We start from the raw sequence: 19674 nt of genomic DNA, 5'->3' as shown, positions 1-19674 counted from the left end.
AATTAAAAAATTGATTTTTATTTTAAACAAACTGTAATATGCGCATCGGCATGTGTGCCTTTACTCGCACTATTTAAAATGGCTTTTTGGGTCGCTCTTAAATGAATGGCTCCACAATTTAGGTTTGGATCGGTTTTAATTTCAAATTTTCCCGCTCCGGTATTGGTTCCAGATTGATCTAATCCAGGGCCTATTTTGGTGTAAACGCCTAAATTACCTATTGTAACAGCATAATTTTCAATGTAGTTATCGGTCACTGTAAATTGCCCTTTTATAGTATCGCCTTGGTTATAATGGGTGCAATTACCGCCATCGTTTATAGACAAGGTTACTTTAGGTAAGCTGCTATCCATTTGAATAATTTGACTGTCTGACGTTCCATTACTATGTTCTATGGTTACCTTAATTTTATCATTAGTCCCTGGAGAAAACCTAGCAAGAATACTTCCAATATTGTTATTATATGGTTGGTAAGTGTACTCATTATTAACCGCCGTAACAGTAGGATGTGTAACGCTACCTCCAGAAAACCCTATGAGTTTTAGATCGTCGTTTAAGTAATAACTGCCATTGGTAGCCAAATTGGTAATTTTTATTTTGTATTTCATACCAGCATAAGGTGCAGAAATTCCTTGCACAACAATAATGCCTCTAAACGGACTGTTATTGAATGTCGCTATTTGGTTAAATTCAAATTTGGCTCCAGGAATGGTTAATCCCGTTACAGGGTTAATATAATCTGTTGCTACACCACCTACAGTTATTAGTTTAGGTCTGTTTCCAAAGGTGAAAACTTTAGGTTTAAGTTGTATGTAAGACTCTACTACATTACCCCATGAAGCGCAGTTTAATCCTTGTGGCGGCGTATTCCATGACAGTACCGCTCTTACTTTTAAAACTTGAGGTTTGCTACATTTCTTTTTAAATTTTGAAAAGTCATAAGGTAAAATGGCCGAATAGGATAATCCATTTTTTGGAAAAGGCGTAATGTCATGTACTTCAACAAAAGTGCTGCCCACATGTTGCCATTTACAATATTTTTCATCTTGAATCCAAAAGGAAACGTATTCTTTACTGCCTTTATTACATAAATTTCCATTGTAACCTGAAGGTTTTTTTATTTTAAAGGTTCCTATTAGTGCCTCTTGATTATAATCTGCGCCAACACACATAAGTTCCTCGTAAGTGGTATTACATTTTAGCTTATTTAACTGAGAAAGACTGTCTGCAAGCGAGAGTTTTTTCGAATCAAATAAGTTTTCTATGTTTTTTATGGCAGCATAATTTGAAGTTGATTTCGCTTCTTTTAATAGTTTGTAACCAAAACGATGCGGTTCTATTTTTTCTTTTTTATATGCATCTGCTAATTCTAAAAAGTCTATTTTTTTTGGAGCTATTGTTTTTTTAGAAAGACTAGAAAGAGTAAAGGCAGAGGGAATACCGGTAGAAATTGGAACTGTAGGAAAGGTGGGTAGAATAAATGTTAAAGGTTTTATTTGAATGTTTTCAACTCTAGTGTCACTCCAAACGTAATTTCCAATAACTTGATTGGGGTCGTTGGGAGCAGGAATGGCATTCCATGATAATATGGCTTTTACTTTGGGAAGGTTGGCTTTTGTACAAAATAGTTGTTTAGGGTCAATTTTTAGCCGTACCACATAATCAATGGGTTTTTTTATTTTTTTTAAACAGTCTTTACCTGTTGGAATGTCATGGACATTTAAAGCAGTATAGCCCATATCTTTCCAACCGTTTCCAGTTTGGTAGTCTAAATAGAAACGCACATATTCGTAAGATCCTTTATCACAGAGATTTCCAGAATAGCCTGTCGCTCTTTTTATTTTAACCGTTGCTGTTAATTCTTCAAATTCAGGGTTATACCCAACACAACCTAGAGATTCAAAGCTTGTATTTCCTTTGTTTTTATAAAAATCTAGAGGTGTTTTTAGATTTAGTTTAGAAAATCCAGTGTCTCCAACAGCTAAATAAGAATTGAATTCTTCTCTAGCAGTCATTAATTGTTTGTCGTCTAATTTTGGCATTAGTTCTAAAAGTTAAATTTAGCTTACTCTATATCGTTTTTGAGTAGGGCTTAAAACGGGATAATCATTAATTTTTGTTTGTTTTCTACTTAGAAAGTTTAAATCGTGATATTTGATAAAAAATTAAATATTACAGTTTTAAGTCGTTATATATAACTCATATTCAATGACTTTTCAGCTTCCGTCAATGAATTAATATGTTATGCAAAATTGTAGAATCAATCTAAAAGTGTCAAGAGTTAAATCGCTGTAATACAGTAGGTTTAAAGCTTTGGGGTTAAAGCGTGTTTTTCCTTATTTGTAAGAATAATAAGTCAGATTAATGTTTGTTTTTATGGTGTCTAATGTTCTATAAAATAGAATATTACGTTTTATTTGAGCTAAGGATTTACCTTGTTTTTTATAAGGATATTCAGTATATAAATGAATAATTATAATTGTAGTTTTGGTTTCGTTGTCAATAACAAGACAATAAGCGTAAGTCGAAAAGCTATAATAGAGTAGACATAATTAATTAATATTCATTATCATGAAAATTGAAAGATTATCATCAACATTAGGAGCGAGCGACAAATTTATGGTTGCTGCTGGCTGCAACTGTAACTGCTGTTGCTGTTGTAACTTTAGCATTTTTGCAGAGCAATCTGCACTTTCTGCACTTTAAAGTATGTAGCCTGTGTGCGTTTAATGCATACAGGCTTTTTTTATTCACAAAAAACCAACTAAATCTATGCTGAACAACTTTGACATTTTCGAAGATAAAGAAAATAATGTCTATCAAATAAGAACAAAAGGCGATGTTTTTTTAGTCCGTTTTGAGGGCGAAGAAAAAAAAGAAATTTTCCTTTACATCGTAAAAATAACTAGAGAAAAGAATTTTTCATTCAAAGAGTTGATGAAGAATTTAAAAAGTAAGTTTGAAGAATCCAAAATAATGCCCGTCGTTAATGAATTGAAAGAGAGTGGTATTTTTAATGAGTATTATGTTAGTCCTAAAAAAGATGTTAAAGGTTTGGCACTTGGTATTTTAGGAAAACAAAAGGATTTTTCTAGATTAAAAACAGAAAAAACACTTGAAATTATTGGTTCTGGAGATCTTTTTGAATCTTTTAAGAAGATTGCCAATAAAAATGATTTTGGGTCATTATTTTTAACCAAACTAACAAATAAAAATACCGAGTCTTTACTAGAGAAAGCTTTTAAAAGAGCAGACCTTGTTATCATAGAGAATAACGAATGGAACCCTAAATTTTTAGAAAAAGTAAATCATATTGCTTTAATCCAAAATAAACCATGGATGCTTGTTCGCGGTATGTGGAGAGGTTATGGGAGTATTGGACCTTTGTTTTATGGGAAAGAAACAGGATGTTATGAATGCTTATCTGCAAGAGTGAAAAGTAATATAGAACACCTACAGTATTTTTTAGCTTACGAAAGGCATCTTAAAGCCGAAGATAAGGGGTCACAGCCAGATTGGGCGCCTACAGGCTTTCATGAAATTATTGCTTCTACAGCAATATTTGACAGTTTAAAGTTTCTTACCGAATGGGATGTACCAGAAACTTACAATAATATTATTAATATTCTTCCATCCTTAACCACAGAAAAACACAAGCTATTAAAAAATCCTTTGTGTAGTACTTGTAAACCAGAATTAGAGTATAACTTATCGCCATGGATCGCAAATATTGCACTTAAATAACTACTAGCTCCTAATATATGTATACAAATCAAACTTTAGATAAGTGTTCTTGTATTATTTCAGATGAAACAGGAATTCTAAAAAAAGTCTCTCGATTACCAATTCAAAACGGAGACCCAAAACTGATTGCCTTTGGAGTTATTCCTTCAGAAACGTCTATGCTAGGTACAACGTCTTTTCCTGGAAGAGGAAGTGGCTGTGCATATTCATGGGAAGGCGCAATGCTTACAACTTTAGGTGAAATTTCTGAACGTTATGCACCGGTGTTTTATAAAAAAGAAGAATTTATAAAAACTGCGTATAAGGACTTAAACGTAGGGAAAAAAATTCCCCCTTCAGAATATGCGATTTATCATGAGAATCAACATGACTTATATCAAAAAAACGAACTTCCTATAAAACCATTAACCGAAGATTTAGAATTGCATTGGGTAAAATGTACAGATCTTACAGATGGTCAAGAAGCATGTATTCCCGCAACATTGGTATATATGCCTTTTTTTGAAGATCCTTATTATATCATGTTTAATACTTCTACAGGGCTAGCAGCGCATTCAAATTTTTATAAAGCAGTATTAGGGGGATTGTATGAGTGTATAGAACGGGATTCTTTTGTAATTACATGGTCTCATCACTTGGACGTTCCAAAAATTAGAATTACTCAAGAAATGCAGGATTATATAGACCAGTATTATCCTAAAAACTTTAAGTTTCACCTGTTAGACGTTACGTTGGATCTTGAAAAACCAAGTGTTTTTGGTTTTTGTGTAGGAGAGAGTGATTATGGTAAATTTATTACTGTAGGATCTTCTACAAGAGGAACCTATGCCGAAGCTATTAAAAAAGTAATAATGGAATGTGGGCAAGCGGTCTCTTACTTACGGCATACGTTTAATAAAAACCCAGATTGGAATAAAGGAAAAATGGATTTAAGAGATTTTGAAGACCATTCTTTATATTATAACGTCCATAAGGAAGAAATGAAGGTGTTCGATAAATGGATAGATAAGGTTCCGAATAAAGAAATAGATTTTAATGAAGTAAGACAGACTAGCGATATTGAAGAAATTCAAAGCATGCTAAAAGTCTTTAAAAAGAAAGGTTACAACGTTTTATTTAAGGATGTAACAACGGTTGATGTTAATCAGGCAGGGTTTTATTCTATAAAAATATATATTCCTCAACTTATACAAATGGCTGGCGGTTACCCTTTTTATTTTTGGGGCGGAAAACGATTGTATGAAGTGCCACCAGCACTAGGTTACCCAGCTAAAACGTATGAAGAAATTTCTCGTTATCCTTATCCTTTCCCATAAACAAAAACTACATAAATGAATATTGAAAATATAAAAGAAAAATACGATCGCTTAGATATGGAGATTACGAGTATTCGTAATCTCGGGAAAACAATGGCAGCCTTGTATCATGAAAACTCCAAGGTAAATAAAATAATAGCAAGAAAACAGATCTCTCAAATAAGCATGTTTGAGAGCCCTTATATTGTTGAAAAATCTAGTCAGCCTTATAAAAACTATTATCAAATAGAAACTCATAATTTAGAAGATTATGATATACAAGGCGATAAATCTGATTTTTATAAAACAATACAAGGGAGACATAGCGGAAGAACCTTTGATGGCGATTATAAAATCTCTCTCTTTGAGCTTCATAAAATTCTATATTATTCTTATGGAATTTCAAAGACAAATCAAGTTAGCGAAAACGTAAAATGGTCGTTTAGGCATGTGCCTTCAGCAGGAGGTTTATATCCTTTAGAGTTGTATGTGGTTGTTTTAAATGGAGATGTTCGCAAGGGATTGTACCATTATAGTCCTATAAAAAATGCCTTGTCTTTAATAAAAGAAGGAGATTTTACAGATTTCCTAGCGGAATATTCAGGAGCTAAACCTTGGGTGGATATAGAAAACGCCTCTTGTGTAGTGTTAACGACTTCTGTATTTGAACGGCAAATGATTAAATATGGAGAAAGAGCCTATCGTTTTATCTTAATGGAAACCGGTTTTGTAGCTCAAAACATAAACCTTATTTGCGAACATATAAATTTAGCATCATGTATGGTTGGATTTTATTATGATGATAAAATAAATGAACTCCTTGATGTAAATGGAGTAGGAGAAACGGTTCAAAACATCCTTGTTATAGGAAAAGAGAAAGAAGAAACCCCACGTACAAATGCTGAAAATTAATAAATTAACCCTATAATTTATGGAGGTAATAAATATATCAGATTTACATTATACCATTGAAAAAAAACAAATTCTTGATGGGATTGACTTTAGCATTAACGAAGGGGAAAAAGTAGCTTTATTAGGGAGTAATGGCTCAGGGAAAAGTACTATTATAGATATTATAGCAGATAATTTTTCACCAACATCTGGAGACGTAAAAGTATATAATAATACGTTTAATAAAAAGAAAAAAAATATTGGTGTTTTATACGATAACAGCCCTTTTTTTCCTGCATTAAAAGTAAAAGAACTCATTGCATTTACAGCTTCTATTTATAATATAAAAAAAGAAGACAGTATTGTTAATCAATTAAAAGAGAGTTTAGGAGTAGAAAGTATTAATAATAGCCTTTTTTATTCCCTATCGAAAGGGGAGCGTAAAAAGGTAGGAATTATATTATCTCTAATACACTCGCCTTCATTATTCATTGCAGATGAACCGACCTCTTTTTTAGACCCTTCAATGCGAAGTAAATATTGGAAAATATTATCCAATAGAAAAAATCTAACGGTACTGTTTACTACTCACATTTGGGAGGAAGCAGAACAGTATGCCGATAAAGTTGTTTTTATAAATGAAGGGAAACAATTGTTGGACGCAGATACTGTTTCAAACTATATGTCTGATATGTATTTGATGGGAAACAAAAAAATTGTAATTGATGACACACAAGATGTTAAAAAACTACCGTCAGAGGCCATCGTGATTACTTATAATGACCAGCATCATATTTTTAGTAAAGACTTTAATGAAACACTAGCTATTGTGCAAAAAACAATTAATAAATACTCTTTGCTGGAAAAAGGTTTAGAGGATGTTTATCACTATCTAATCGCAAAAAATAATCAATGAAATCACTCGTAACATCTATAAAATATAATTTATTAATGTATTACCGTATAAAGGTAGCCTTGTTTTTTACATTTATATTTCCAACATTATTGTTTGTTATTTTTGGGAGTATTTGGGGGATTTCTAGTCCTGAGTATATTTATTTTTTGCTCTCTGGAGTCGTTGCAATGAATGTATTAAGTCAAGGAATCTTTTCTACAGGAGCTGTGATAAAGCAATATTATCAAGAGAATATTATCAAGTTTTTAAAAGGACTTCCTATGAATGTATTTAATTATTTTTTAGGAATGGTTATATGTAGGGCTTTGGTTGTTGTAGCAAGTATATTAATGTTAATTTTAATTTCGTTTTTGTTTTTTGGCTACGCAGTAAGCCTAACACAATTTATACTACTTACAGTGGGGTCTTTAATAGGGTTAATCCTTTTTTCTTTTATGGGATTACTTATTAGTTTTTCTGGAAACCTAAGGAATAGTGAAGATTCTAGTAAAGAAATAGGCAATATCATTTATTTTTTAATGATTTTTCTTTGCGATTGTTTTTATCCTGTGAGTGAGTTAAATAATGTTATAGCAACTATTAATATGTTTTTTCCGCTTACTTATTTATTAAATTTTTATAGAGAAGAAAATATCGGGTATTCATTGTTAATCATGCTACTGTTTTTTGCCGTTTTTGCGGTGTTATTTACGTTTATGTTTAAGAGAAAAGCATTACATAGGGTATGAGTATATTGTATTTGTTTGGCGGATTATTAACACTAACAATTTTCCATGAATTGGGACATGTTATTAGTGCTCTAATTTTAAGATTACGAATTTTTAATGTAGGAATAGCAATGCTTCCTTACCCTCATCCGTATGTGAAAGTGTCACATACAGATAATAAGTTGCACCGTTATATTTTTTATTATTCGGGAATAGGAATGACACTTTTATTATTGTCAATTTGTGCTTTGAAAGGCTTTTTGTCTTATAAAATGCTGTATTATGCCTTTGCAATAGAGTTAATTATAGAGTTGAATCCTTTTTACTCGGATATTTTTCTGGTAAATACCAATTCTAGTGATTATGGTAAATTTAATTTCAACCTTTCTAGAAGCAAGAAACTTTATTTTGTTTTCTGGATCGTATTGATCTATCTTTTTTTTAGCCCTTTTGGCTTTCAAAGATTTTTAACTTTTAATTGAATGTAAGATGAAAACAATATATTACCTCTCTATTATCGTTCTATGGGCAATAACAGGTTGCCAAAATTCTAATGCCTCAAAAAACAATGCTACTATTGCTTATGCAAATACTCCTTTGCAGTTTAAAGTTAATGATACGGTTTTAGAAAATATACAAGCTAAGATTTACCAGGCTTTTGTAACGTCTATAACCTCAAAAGAGGTAAGTAGTTTAGAAAGTATAGAATTTAAATTAAATGCGCTTATAAAGAAACACCCTCAAAATATTATTAAATATTGGCAGGCATATTTATATTACTATAAGTCTATTTATTATATGCAAAAAAAGGATAAAGACGAAAGTGAGATTCAAATAAATAAAGGCCTAAAAATAATAGAGGAATTAACACCTAAAAATGGAGAAGATTATGTGTTATTAAGTATGATTCAAGGTTTTGCTATACAATATGTACCTAATTTAAGAAAAGGTGTTTATGCAGTGAAAATTAAAAAAAACATAGAAAAAGCACTTAAAATAGACGATAAAAATATTCGAGCTCATTATGTAGCGGCTAGTAATGATTTTTATACCCCAAAAGAATTTGGAGGAGGTAAAATTATGCAAAACCATTTATTAAAAGCGATTGCACTTCCCGACCAGTTACATCCTAATAAATATTTGCCTTCTTGGGGAAAGGATTTAAGTTATGTTATGCTTATTCAGTTTTATATTAATGACAATAAGATAAAGGAGGCAAAAAAATATTTTAAAGAAGCTATTGCTCTTTATCCAGAAAATTATTCTATTAAATCATTGGCAGTAAAACTTATAGATTGATTTTTTATAAATTTTGAAATGATTAAAAAGAATTATATCGCCTTTGGGCTTATGCTACTCTGTGTTTTAGGGTTTGGTCAATCTAGAATACAAGGGGTCGTTTTAGATAAAGAGCGTGTTCCTGTTTTTGCTGCAAATGTTTATTTGAAAAATAATTCAGCTATTGGTACTACAACAGATTTTGATGGTAAATTTAGCCTGCCATTATCAATTCTTGAACAAAAAAAGGACACTTTGGTTGTCTCTTCTATTGGTTATAAAACATATTATAAAAAAGTGAGCTTATTGTCTCATAACGCGGTGAATAGGATCACAATTGCATTTGGGGAAAATCAATTGCAAGAAGTTGCATTAAGTTATAAATCACCCATTTCTGAGCAGTTTTCAGTTAATAAATTAGAGAAATTAGATATTTATTTAGATCCTATATCCAATGGAGATCCTTTAAAAGCTATAACAGGGTTAGCATCCTCAACAAATGTTAGCGAAAATTCAAATCCAGTTTTGAGAGGGAGTAGTTCTACACGTTCATTAGTAGTGCTAAATGGTGTACCTGTTATAAACCCTATAAAAAATAGTCAAGTAAACAGTGTTGGCAGTTTTAGTTTATTTAATACGGAACTTATAGATAAACAATATGTATATGCGAGCAATCCTCCGTTAACTTATGGGAATTCTAGTGCCGGATTAATAGAGATAGAATCCATAGATAAATTAAGTGCAAATCAATTGAGTCTTTCTGCAGGCCTGGCCAATTTAGGGTTTTTCGTATCTCAAAAAACGAAAGCTGAGAATTTTGTACAGCTTTATGGGAATTGGCAGTTTTCAAGCCCTTTTATAGGTTTAAATGCACCCGGTTTTGATGCTATCAATTATTTTAAAAATAAAGATTTTGGAATAAATTATCATCATAAAATAAATGAAGAGACCGTATTCAATATCTTTAATTATGTAATAGATGAAGATTATAGCGCAGTGAGTCAAAGCTTCACATATAAAGGGACTCAAAAAACTTCGAATACGAGGTATTTTAATATTTTAAACTATAAGAAAAAATATGAGAAAAGTTATTTAACCATTAATGGAGGAGTAGACCTCGCTAATAAATCGTATAATTTTGGAAATGTAGATTCTAAAGTAGACGAACTTCAGTTGTATACTTCTGTTAATTATAAGGATAAAATATTTGATGGAAATACTTTGCAAGTAGGGGCTAGTACAACTTATAATAGTTATAATTACGAAAGCACTATTCCTGAGTTTTTTTTTGCGCAAGCTCCTACTGCACCAGCATTAATAATGGCCGAAGATATTTCGAATCATATTATTGAAATGTATTTGTATGATACGCATAAAATAACAGATAAGTTAACCGGTTCTGTTGGCGCTAGACTTAATATCCCGACTAAAAAACAAAGTAGTAATTTGAGTTCTCAATTTAATTTAAGATATAATTTAAATAGGGAACATTCCTTTTTGTTGAGTTCAGGAAAATATTTTAATTACTCTTTACCCGAGTTTTTTGATACTAATTATACGCTTTTAGAAAGTTACCAAGTCGCTTTAGATTATGCTTTTAAGAAGACAGATTATACTATAAATGCAGCTGTTTATTATAAAGATGAAGGTGGAGATTTGGTAACCAGTGAATTTATACCTTATGATAAAACAAAAATATTTGGGCTGGAGTTTTCTGTAGCGTATTTTATAAATGATGCTTTTAAAGTAACGCTGTCTAATACTATTGTTGATAAAAAAATTAGGGCCTACGATAACTTTGTGAATGCAACAGACGATTTAAATTACTTTGTAAAGGCAGCATTGTCTTATACCAACCCTAAATATGTTAATGTTGCATTAAATTATATAGGGCGTTCTGGAACACGGTTTACGCCAATAGTAGGCAGTACATTTGATACCGATGCTAATGCGTATAGTCCTACATATTCCGAAGGGATTAATGGTGAAGCTCTTAATAATTATAATAGTTTTAATATTACGTTTAATAAAGTGTTTAAAGTTAATGAAAACGCATTAATTAGCTATTTTTCAATAAATAACGTATTCGATACTAATAACCAGAGTGAAAAGCTTTATAATATGGATTATAGCGATTTCTCATACGATTATTTACAGCCACTTACGGTTTACTTTGGATTTATGTATAAGTTGTAAACGTTACACTATAGGCGTGCTTTTGTTTTTTTTAGAGTATTCATTTAGAGTTGTTTATAAAATATTCCCTTTTTATACAAGATAAATTATAATTAAACGCAAGCCTTTTTATAAATTAGAAGTTTACAATTCAGCCATAAGAAATAACAATTCAGAAATACTCTTTTTAAAAACATCGCGTACTGTGAGATATTTGTGGTGTAATTAAAACAAATGTATTATGTGTAAAATATCACTTATTATTGTATTTATAATCACTTCTATATTGCCAGCACAGAGCAATTATGAAAACGGTATGAAAACAGCCTTTGCACTGTGGCAAGAGCAAAAAACAGAAGCCGCTGTTAATTTATTTGAACGTATCGCAAATGCCGAACCCGATAATTGGTTAGCTCCATATTATGCAGCAGAAATTTTAATATGGGATGGGTTTACAGTTTTAAAAAATAAAGTAAAATTAGATTCACAATTGCAGCGTGCACAGCGGTTTTTAGATAAGGCCAAATCTATTTCAAAACACAATCCTGAGATTATGATTATGCAAGCAATGCTGTATACGGCTTATGTGGCTAGTGATGGAAGTACTTATGGGATGACATTATCTGGAAAAATAACAAATTTGTATGCAAAGGCTTATAAATTAAGTCCCCAAAACCCTAGAGTAGTATTAAGTAAAACAGAATGGGATATTGGAACGGCTAAGTTTTTTGGGCAAGACACAAAGCCCTTTTGTAAGGCTATTAAAAAAGCTGTAGAACTTTTTGCTAACTTTAAACCAGAAACAGATTTTCATCCCAATTGGGGCGAAGATAGAGCCAAAGAAGTATTAAAAACGTGTAAATAAAATTAATGTGTTGGAGTTTTTTAAAGCGCTAGGGAAAGCATTTATTATTGGAATTATTGTATTCTTAATTAGAGGTATAATTATGTACTTTAATGGGATTGAAATAGAAATGAATACTAATTTCTATTTGGATTTTGTATATAATCAAATGTATGCTATTATATTGTATATGGCTAATGCCTATGTTATTGGGTATTTCTTAAAACGTTACAAAAGTGAGCTGTTTGAAATAAAAAGAATAGTTTTAGCAGCACTATCTTCAATAATAATATCTGTCGTCACCATTTTTATCCTTCGTTTTTTTATAAACGTTGTTGTTTATAATAGCAGCGTTAGCCAGTTTTTTGCCGATGAGAAAATAATATATTACTGGTTCTCTCTAACAATAGCTGTTACTGTTACCGCTGCATTTTATATTTTTCATTATTATAAATCCAAGCAAGAAAATAAAGTTAAGGAGCAAAAGGTTATTGCAGGAACAGCAAGTGCAAAGTTCGATGCTTTGAAAAACCAATTAGACCCGCATTTTTTATTTAATAGTTTAAATGTATTAACCAGTTTAATAGAAGAACATCCAGAGAATGCACAGCGATTCACAACCGGGCTCTCTAAGGTTTACCGTTATGTGCTAGAGCAAAAGAATAAGGATTTAGTGACCGTAGATGAAGAATTAAAATTTGCAAAAATCTATATGTCCTTGCTTAAAATGCGTTTTGAAGATAGCCTTGTTTTTGATATCCCAGCGTGTTCTGTAGACCCAGAGAGTAAAGTTGTGCCTTTGTCATTGCAGTTGCTTTTAGAAAATGCCGTAAAGCATAATATTGTAACGGCAAATAAACCGTTGCACATAAGAATTTATGAATTTAATAATACATTGGTTGTAGAAAATAACTTGCAAACCAAAGAAGTGATTAAAAAAAGTAGTGGCGTCGGATTAAATAATATTAAACAACGCTACCATTTATTAACAAGTAAAAAAGTAAGTATTATAGAAGACGAGGCTTATTTTAAAGTCGCAATTCCTATGCTTACAAAACAAATAAAAGTGATGATACAAAAAGAAGAAAAAAATATGAATGATGCTTATATAAGAGCACGAAAACACGTAGAAGAAGTCAAAGGGTTTTATTACAACGTAATTGCTTATTGTCTCGTTATACCTTTTTTAATTTTTATAAATTATAAGACTTATTGGGAATTTCAATGGTTTTGGTTTTCTGCTTTTGGATGGGGAATGGGTATTGCATTTCACGCGTATAAGGTTTTTGTAAATGATGGTATATTGGGGCGTGATTGGGAGCGTCGTAAGATTCAAAAATTTATAGAAGAAGAAAAAAAGAAGCATTGGAATTAAATTGAAAGTTAAGATGGAATATAATATAGAATCACACGAAAATAAAGATCAATATCATAGTCAGGAAGAAGCTTATATACGGGCCAAAAAAAAGGTCGAAAGAATAATTGGATTTTACTGGCATTTGGCCTCCTATATTATTGTAAATATTTTTATCATTATTATAATAGCCAGACATGCTGAAAATCAGTTCTGGAGTTTTTCTACATTTTCAACGCCTTTTTTTTGGGGGATAGGCTTGTTTTTTCATGGCGTAGGTGTTTTTGGTAAAAATTTAGTCTTTGGTAAAGCATGGGAAAAGCGAAAAATTGCTAAATATATGGAAGAAGAAACAAACCAGTGGGAGTAAAAGTATATTGTAATTAAAGTGCTAAAAAATTGGTGAACAATTAGAATCAAAAGACGCATTTTTTTAAGGCGTTTAATATTTTAAATAGTAATTAAATTAGTAAAAATAAGCAGGAATAAGTATGAGGGTGTTAATAATTGAAGATGAAAAGCCGTCGGCACGACGTTTACAGCGCATGTTAAAGGCTATAGATATATATGTTGAAACCTTGCTGCATTCGGTAGAAGAGTCTATAGAATGGTTTCGAAATAATGCGCATCCAGATTTAATTTTTTTAGATATCCAGTTAAGTGACGGGCTGTCTTTTCAAATATTTGATGTTATAGCAATACAGTCTGCCATAATATTCACAACCGCTTACGATGAATACGCCTTACAAGCCTTTAAATTAAATAGTATAGACTATTTGCTTAAACCTATAGATGCAGATGATTTAGAGATGGCTGTTGCCAAATTTAAAACCAGACTACCACAAAAACAAAATGTAACTTTAGATTTTAATGATATAAAAAAACTGTTAGTAAACCCGATAGAACGTGAATATAAAAAGCGTTTTTCAATTAAAGTTCGGCAGCATTTAAAACTAATAAATATTGATGAGATCGAATGTTTTTATAGCGAGAATAAAGGGACTTATCTTTATACAAGTGAAGGGCGTAGTTATTTGTTAGATACTAGCTTAGAGCGTTTGGAGCAAGAATTGGAACCGCAGACTTTTTTTAGAATTAATAGAAAATTCTTTGTTAATATTTATGCGATAAAGGATATGATAAGCTATACGAATTCACGCTTGCAAATTAAATTAAAAACGTATAGGGAACAAGATGTTATTGTTGCAAGAGAGCGTGTAAAAGACTTTAAGTTATGGTTAGAATAATGTGCGATTAAAGTTAATCTTCGGTTCTATTGTCATCAAATCCTGATGGGAGTAGTTTGGGGATGAATTTTATTACAAGCGGTAATAGTAAAGCACCTCCTGGAAGCATAAAAATAGCCAAACTAGGGATAGACTTAAAAATGTCAAGCAGTTGCTCTTGTACTATTTTTTGTTCTTTTGTACTTAAATCTCTAACTGTAGACTGCGAAATTAAAAACATTAATTCCTTACTTTGTACGAGTTCTTTTTGTAGGCGTTTACTATTTCTAGAAATAAGTTTACTTACCATTTTACTAGAGTTGTCATAAAAGGTTTTAACTATATTTCTTGACCCTAATAGAATGATGTCTTTTTTATGATCGTTAAAAAAGGTATTAATAACAGTAATGGATGTTTTTACAGTGTATTCGTTTAAATCTAAGTTTTTACCTAATTGAAAAAGGATGTAGCGTTCATTATCATCTATAGTTTTGTCGCTCCAAGTCGATATACAAGCTAAATCTAAAATATATTGTTTATCCAGAGGTGTGTTAAGGAGGGAGATAGCTTCTAAGTAACTTAATTCTTTATCCTTTTGATAACGCATAGATTGCTCAAAAAAGTTAATTAAGCTTGTATCATAAGATGTTTTATCTGCTTTAGCATTTAGTGTATTTAAAACAATGGTCTCTATTATAGATTCTTTTTGTTGAATATTTTGTTCAGAAATATTTCCAATGCTTAAAAATTGCCTAAACGCAATAACATCAATAAATAAAAGGGCATTAGTTATAAAGTAATTGAAACTTTTATTTATTAGGTTATTATCTATTTGAATCCGTTTATGAATGATTTTTTCTAATAATGAGGCATCCTTTTTTTCTCTTAAAATATCCGATAAAAAGGTTGTTTTATACGCCTTAACTTCAGAATAAAAGCGAATAATATTGTCTATAAAATCAACAGGTTGCTGTGTTTCATTATGAGTGATATATAATGCTAGAAGGTGATTTATTTTACACATCTCTTCAGGACTTAAATCTCCTTTTTCTATGTAATTATTAACAATATCGGTATTACTACCATAGATATAACCAGATAATCGTAAACCATTATATAATTCCAAAAGGGTGTTGGGAAGTTTTAAGGTTTCAATTGTTTTTAATAGTTTTTTTACCCAACCGCTAGTTGACGGATTCATAGAATTGCTTTTTATTTACTCTAAAATAAGCATTCATATGGAAAAAAAAAAGCTACAATTAAGTAGCTTTTATTATTTTTTAGGATTTAATCTTAAAGGGTAAACAAAATTATTTTTAGCTGTATTAATTAGCCCTTAGAAAAGTGTTCACTTCAATAGCTACATCTTCCCAAGTTTTGCTTATTCCATCTGCTCCTTTATGTAAGTCAAAACAAACCTTATTTAAGGTTTCTAAAGCCTCCAAGGCTTTCCAATCTTTTAAGTGCATAGTCCCTACCATTTTTACACGTCTTTCATCTGTTATGGAGACTTCTAATGGTAAATTATTAGTCGTACCATTCATGGTAATGGCTGCAATATATTTTCCATCATTGTAAGTAATGGTTCCTTTTATAAACTCAGGATCAAGCATAACACCAAAAAAAGATGTTTTTAATTTAGTGTCTCTCCCTTCATCTTTGGTAAATAAACTACTAACAGGGATAGCAAAATTTAAATTATTTAAGGCTTCTTGTGGTGTGTTGCCTGTTTTTTTATCGAAATTTAAGACCAAAAACTCTCCTCCAACCGCTTTTTTATCAGTAGTTTTATAGGCGGTCCATTTTACAGATGTGGCTTCTGGTATAACTACGAATTTTTTAGTTTCTACAGTCTCTACAGGAGACGTTTCCTTAGGCTCTTTTTTGTCACTCTTGCATGATAATACCCCTAATGATAAGACTATTAGTAGGGCGCTTATTTTGTTCATTTTTCTTAGTTTTTTATTAAAGAATAAAGTTAAGTATTTTTTAGTCTAAACTAAAGGCTTTTGTGTCTTTAAATTCAGAAGTATTTAAACCTTCTATTGTTTTGCGATACGGTTTCCAATCTTCATCATAAAAAATATTAATTTTATTTATAAAATCAGTTAAACTTTCCTTGGCTTGAGACACTAAAGTAAATTCTGTTTTGGATAACCCTTTTTTTCGAGAACGAATGTAATTGCGGGCTTTGTTTATTCGAGAATTTACTGTTGGGAGGTTGTTTCTTGTAATCCCTTGACGCTTATCTTCTTTTCCGAAGTAAAGCGCTAAAGTAGAGTCAATTTTCTGTATAATTTCTTTAGATATCTTTATTTCTTCTGTATATTTTTTTGAATCTAATTTTTTTAAATCTTTCTCGTATTTAGAAGCCGTATTTTTACTTTCTACTAATTGCTTTATTGCGTTTGCAGCAGTTTGTTGCATTGTTTCTATTGTTTTTAATGCGGCATAAATAGCATCAGTATTCGAGGTTAAAACAGTAATACGAGGGTCTTCTTTAACAGTTATTTGCGTTTCAGAAGTTTGATCTCCATAGTGCATTTCTACTCGATAAACCCCTGGTTTTACAGAAACACCACTAGGTTCGCTTTTACGGGGTCTAATGTTTTTAGAAGGCCTAGCTTTTCCGCTTTCACGCATAAACCAGGTCCATTTGTGAATTCCAGTCGCTTTAGGGCTTTTACGTTTTAAGGTTCTAATTAAGCGATTACCATCATATATATTCATTGTAATAGAATCCCATTTTACGATGTTTTCCTCCTTTGGGTTTTCCTTATTACTCGTTTTATCTTCTTCTTTTTTTGAAGTAGGATTAATTTTTAAATAATAACTTAATTGCGCTCCAAAATTTCTGTTTTCACCATTGTAAGTGGCATCTGCTCCAAAGCGACTGCCTGTAGGTTGTTGGTATGTCGCTTTATAGGCTGTAGGAGGGGAGAAGAGCTCCAGCTTTTTATTTAATAGGCGATTGTTTTTAGCGATAGCTCTTAAAGGTCGAATATCATCTATTATCCAAGCGGCACGCCCAAAAGTACCTATTACTAAATCGTGTTCACGCGGATGAATAACTAGATCTTTAACAGGGACAGTAGGGAAACCTTCAGTCCATTTTGTCCATTTTTTCCCAGCATTTATAGAAAGGTATAAGCCATCATCTGTACCTAAAAATAAAAGATTAGGCTCTTCGAGGTCTTCAACTATGGATAATGTATAGCTTTTTACTGTATTAGAGTCTACAATACGTTTCCACGTTTTTCCATAATTTTTTGTTCGGTATGCATAAGGAGTATAGTTGAAGCGTCTATAATCATTAGCGACTAAAAGCGCTTCCCCTTTATTTTTGTTGGATGCTTTTATTTGCACAATCCAGCTGCCTTCTGGGAGGCCTTTTAGGTTTTTAGAAACCTCCGTCCAAGTGTCTCCTCCATTTTGTGTAATATGTATGCGTCCGTCATCTGTACCTACCCAGAGCATATCTTTTTCAAGGGGAGAAGGCTCGATAACTAAAATGGTACAATGGTTTTCTGCTCCAGTGGCATCAATAGTTAGTCCTCCACTATCTCTTTGTTTTAGTTTTTCGGGGTTATTAGTTGTTAAGTCGGGTGAAATGATTTGCCATGTATCTCCTTTGTCTGTTGATTTATGAACAAATTGACTCCCAAAATAGGCGATATTATTGTTAAATGGATCGACATTAATAGCTGCATTCCAGTTAAAACGTAATAAAACCTCTGCATCGGGATGTGTTGGTTGTACAGTATAATTGTTACCCGTTTTCCAATCGTAGCGACTTACATAGCCTTGTTGGCTCATAGTCCAACCATATCTGGAGTTGTCTTTATCAGGAATAACATCAAAACCATCGCCAAAAGAGAGTTCTTGCCAATATGAATTTCTAATCCCTTGAGAGCGCCAAACATAAGCGGGGCCTCGCCAAGATCCATTGTCTTGCATGCCTCCGTATACGTTATAAGGAATGTCGTTATCTACATTTATATGGTAGAATTGTGCTACAGGCAGATTCCCTATAAAGCGCCAGTTTTTGCCGCCGTCTTTTGTAATGTTCATTCCACCATCATTACCATCTATCATAAAGTTACCATTTTCTGGGTGAATCCACCAAGCATGATGATCGGGGTGAACCCCATTATTAACACCATATGCAGGCATTAATTGGTTGAAATTTTTACCACCATCTTCACTTACATTAATGTATGTAAATACAGAATAAACGCGGTTTTCGTTTTGAGGGTCTACATAAATTTCAGAATAGTAGAAAGGTCTGTTACCAATGCCTTTTTTATCATTAATTTTTTTCCAATTAAAACCACCATCTTCACTTTTGTATAAAGCATTCTTTTTAGCTTCAATAAGCGCATAGATTATATTCGGTTTACTTTTTGCAATAGCTACTCCAATACGTCCAAGATTACCTTTAGGTAAGCCCTCTTTATCGGTTATTTTTTTCCAATTTTCGCCTCCGTCATGGGTAATATACAAGCCCGAGCCTTGTCCGCCAGAGTTGAAAAACCAGGGGGCTCTCTTGTGCTCCCATAGCGTTGCGATTAATTTATTGGGGTTTGTGGGGTCCATAACCAGATCAGCAGCTCCTGTTTTTGTATTGGCATAGAGTATTTTTTTCCAAGTTTTGCCACCATCGGTGGTCTTGTAAACTCCGCGTTCTGTATGCGCTCCCCAAGGCGAACCGATAGCGGCAACATAAACGGTGTTTGGATGAGTTGGATCTATAACAATGCGATGTATATGACGTGTTTTTTCTAATCCCATAGACAACCAATTTTTGCCTCCATCTAAAGATTTATAGATGCCATAACCTCCATTTAAACTGTTTCTAGGGTTGCCTTCTCCAGTACCCACCCATATTACACTTGGGTTAGATTGTTGTATCGCTAGTGCGCCAATGGAAGCTGTAACCTCTTTGTCAAATATAGGGTGCCATTTTATACCACCTGAAGTAGATTTCCATAGCCCACCCGAAGCTGTACCAACGTACATTATATCTGGATTGCTGTGAATAACATCTATAGCAGTAACACGACCGGACATTCCGCCAGGGCCAATATTACGAGGAGTCATATTTTTAACCAAATCCATAGAAAACTCTTGAGCAGACAAGGAAAAGATAAATAATAGGGACAGGGTTGATAAAAAGTGTTTCATTTTAAGGTTTCATAGGTTATGAAAATAAAGGTAATAAAACGGATGCAGATAATTCATAAA

Annotated in this window: 16 protein-coding genes; 12 read left to right on the top strand and 4 right to left on the bottom strand. The window is 32.1% G+C overall.

Annotated elements, in window-relative coordinates; genetic code table 11:
* Positions 1 to 17 precede the first annotated feature (17 nt).
* Positions 18 to 2042 (bottom strand): hypothetical protein, encoded by a 2025-nt coding sequence (locus AC2D8I_RS02420; RefSeq protein WP_484704397.1) that lies wholly within the window; start codon positions 2040 to 2042, stop codon positions 18 to 20.
* Positions 2043 to 2772: 730 nt separating this feature from the next.
* Here AC2D8I_RS02420 and AC2D8I_RS02415 point away from each other — a divergent pair.
* The 12 genes from AC2D8I_RS02415 to AC2D8I_RS02360 all read left to right on the top strand — a co-directional run bounded on the left by AC2D8I_RS02415 (position 2773) and on the right by AC2D8I_RS02360 (position 14451).
* Positions 2773 to 3744 carry a TOMM precursor leader peptide-binding protein gene (locus AC2D8I_RS02415; protein ID WP_484704396.1) on the top strand — a complete coding sequence of 324 codons (972 nt, stop codon included), beginning with the start codon at positions 2773 to 2775 and terminating at the stop codon, positions 3742 to 3744.
* A gap of 17 nt (positions 3745 to 3761) precedes the next feature.
* Complete coding sequence (locus AC2D8I_RS02410) at positions 3762 to 5060, top strand: YcaO-like family protein (RefSeq protein WP_484704395.1); 1299 nt, start codon at positions 3762 to 3764, stop codon at positions 5058 to 5060.
* A 15-nt stretch (positions 5061 to 5075) separates the two neighbouring features.
* Positions 5076 to 5951 (top strand): SagB/ThcOx family dehydrogenase, encoded by an 876-nt coding sequence (locus tag AC2D8I_RS02405; protein WP_484704394.1) that lies wholly within the window; start codon positions 5076 to 5078, stop codon positions 5949 to 5951.
* A gap of 19 nt (positions 5952 to 5970) precedes the next feature.
* Positions 5971 to 6846, top strand: coding sequence for an ABC transporter ATP-binding protein (locus tag AC2D8I_RS02400; protein ID WP_484704393.1), 876 nt, complete (start codon positions 5971 to 5973; stop codon positions 6844 to 6846).
* Positions 6843 to 7574 (top strand): ABC transporter permease, encoded by a 732-nt coding sequence (locus AC2D8I_RS02395; protein ID WP_484704392.1) that lies wholly within the window; start codon positions 6843 to 6845, stop codon positions 7572 to 7574. The genes AC2D8I_RS02400 and AC2D8I_RS02395 overlap by 4 nt, the downstream gene beginning before the upstream one ends.
* A complete protein-coding gene (locus AC2D8I_RS02390; RefSeq protein ID WP_484704391.1) occupies positions 7571 to 8035 on the top strand; it encodes a hypothetical protein in 465 nt (154 codons plus the stop codon). The genes AC2D8I_RS02395 and AC2D8I_RS02390 overlap by 4 nt, the downstream gene beginning before the upstream one ends.
* A gap of 7 nt (positions 8036 to 8042) precedes the next feature.
* A complete protein-coding gene (locus AC2D8I_RS02385; protein WP_484704390.1) occupies positions 8043 to 8852 on the top strand; it encodes a hypothetical protein in 810 nt (269 codons plus the stop codon).
* 18 nt (positions 8853 to 8870) lie between these two features.
* The gene (locus tag AC2D8I_RS02380) at positions 8871 to 11027 is read left to right on the top strand and encodes a TonB-dependent receptor (RefSeq protein WP_484704389.1); all 2157 of its coding nucleotides are present in this window, start codon (positions 8871 to 8873) and stop codon (positions 11025 to 11027) included.
* A 220-nt stretch (positions 11028 to 11247) separates the two neighbouring features.
* Complete coding sequence (locus AC2D8I_RS02375) at positions 11248 to 11871, top strand: tetratricopeptide repeat protein (RefSeq protein ID WP_484704388.1); 624 nt, start codon at positions 11248 to 11250, stop codon at positions 11869 to 11871.
* A gap of 7 nt (positions 11872 to 11878) precedes the next feature.
* Entirely contained in the window at positions 11879 to 13225 is a 1347-nt protein-coding gene (locus AC2D8I_RS02370) for a 2TM domain-containing protein (protein WP_484704387.1), read from the top strand.
* A 13-nt stretch (positions 13226 to 13238) separates the two neighbouring features.
* A complete protein-coding gene (locus tag AC2D8I_RS02365) occupies positions 13239 to 13574 on the top strand; it encodes a 2TM domain-containing protein (protein WP_484704386.1) in 336 nt (111 codons plus the stop codon).
* Positions 13575 to 13695: 121 nt separating this feature from the next.
* Positions 13696 to 14451 (top strand): LytR/AlgR family response regulator transcription factor, encoded by a 756-nt coding sequence (locus AC2D8I_RS02360; protein ID WP_484704385.1) that lies wholly within the window; start codon positions 13696 to 13698, stop codon positions 14449 to 14451.
* 13 nt (positions 14452 to 14464) lie between these two features.
* Here the strand turns inward: AC2D8I_RS02360 and AC2D8I_RS02355 are convergent, their stop codons facing one another.
* The 3 genes from AC2D8I_RS02355 to AC2D8I_RS02345 form a co-directional block, all read right to left on the bottom strand.
* Positions 14465 to 15631, bottom strand: a complete 1167-nt coding sequence (locus AC2D8I_RS02355) for an LETM1-related biofilm-associated protein (RefSeq protein ID WP_484704384.1) — start codon at positions 15629 to 15631, stop codon at positions 14465 to 14467.
* A 124-nt stretch (positions 15632 to 15755) separates the two neighbouring features.
* Positions 15756 to 16379: a YceI family protein gene (locus AC2D8I_RS02350; RefSeq protein WP_484704383.1), complete on the bottom strand. Its 624-nt coding sequence runs from the start codon at positions 16377 to 16379 to the stop codon at positions 15756 to 15758.
* A 40-nt stretch (positions 16380 to 16419) separates the two neighbouring features.
* Positions 16420 to 19614: a WD40/YVTN/BNR-like repeat-containing protein gene (locus AC2D8I_RS02345; RefSeq protein ID WP_484704382.1), complete on the bottom strand. Its 3195-nt coding sequence runs from the start codon at positions 19612 to 19614 to the stop codon at positions 16420 to 16422.
* Positions 19615 to 19674: the final 60 nt, after the last annotated feature.

This window comes from Lacinutrix sp. YIN62 (assembly GCF_057219185.1).
This window is presented reverse-complemented; position numbering and strand designations above follow the sequence as displayed.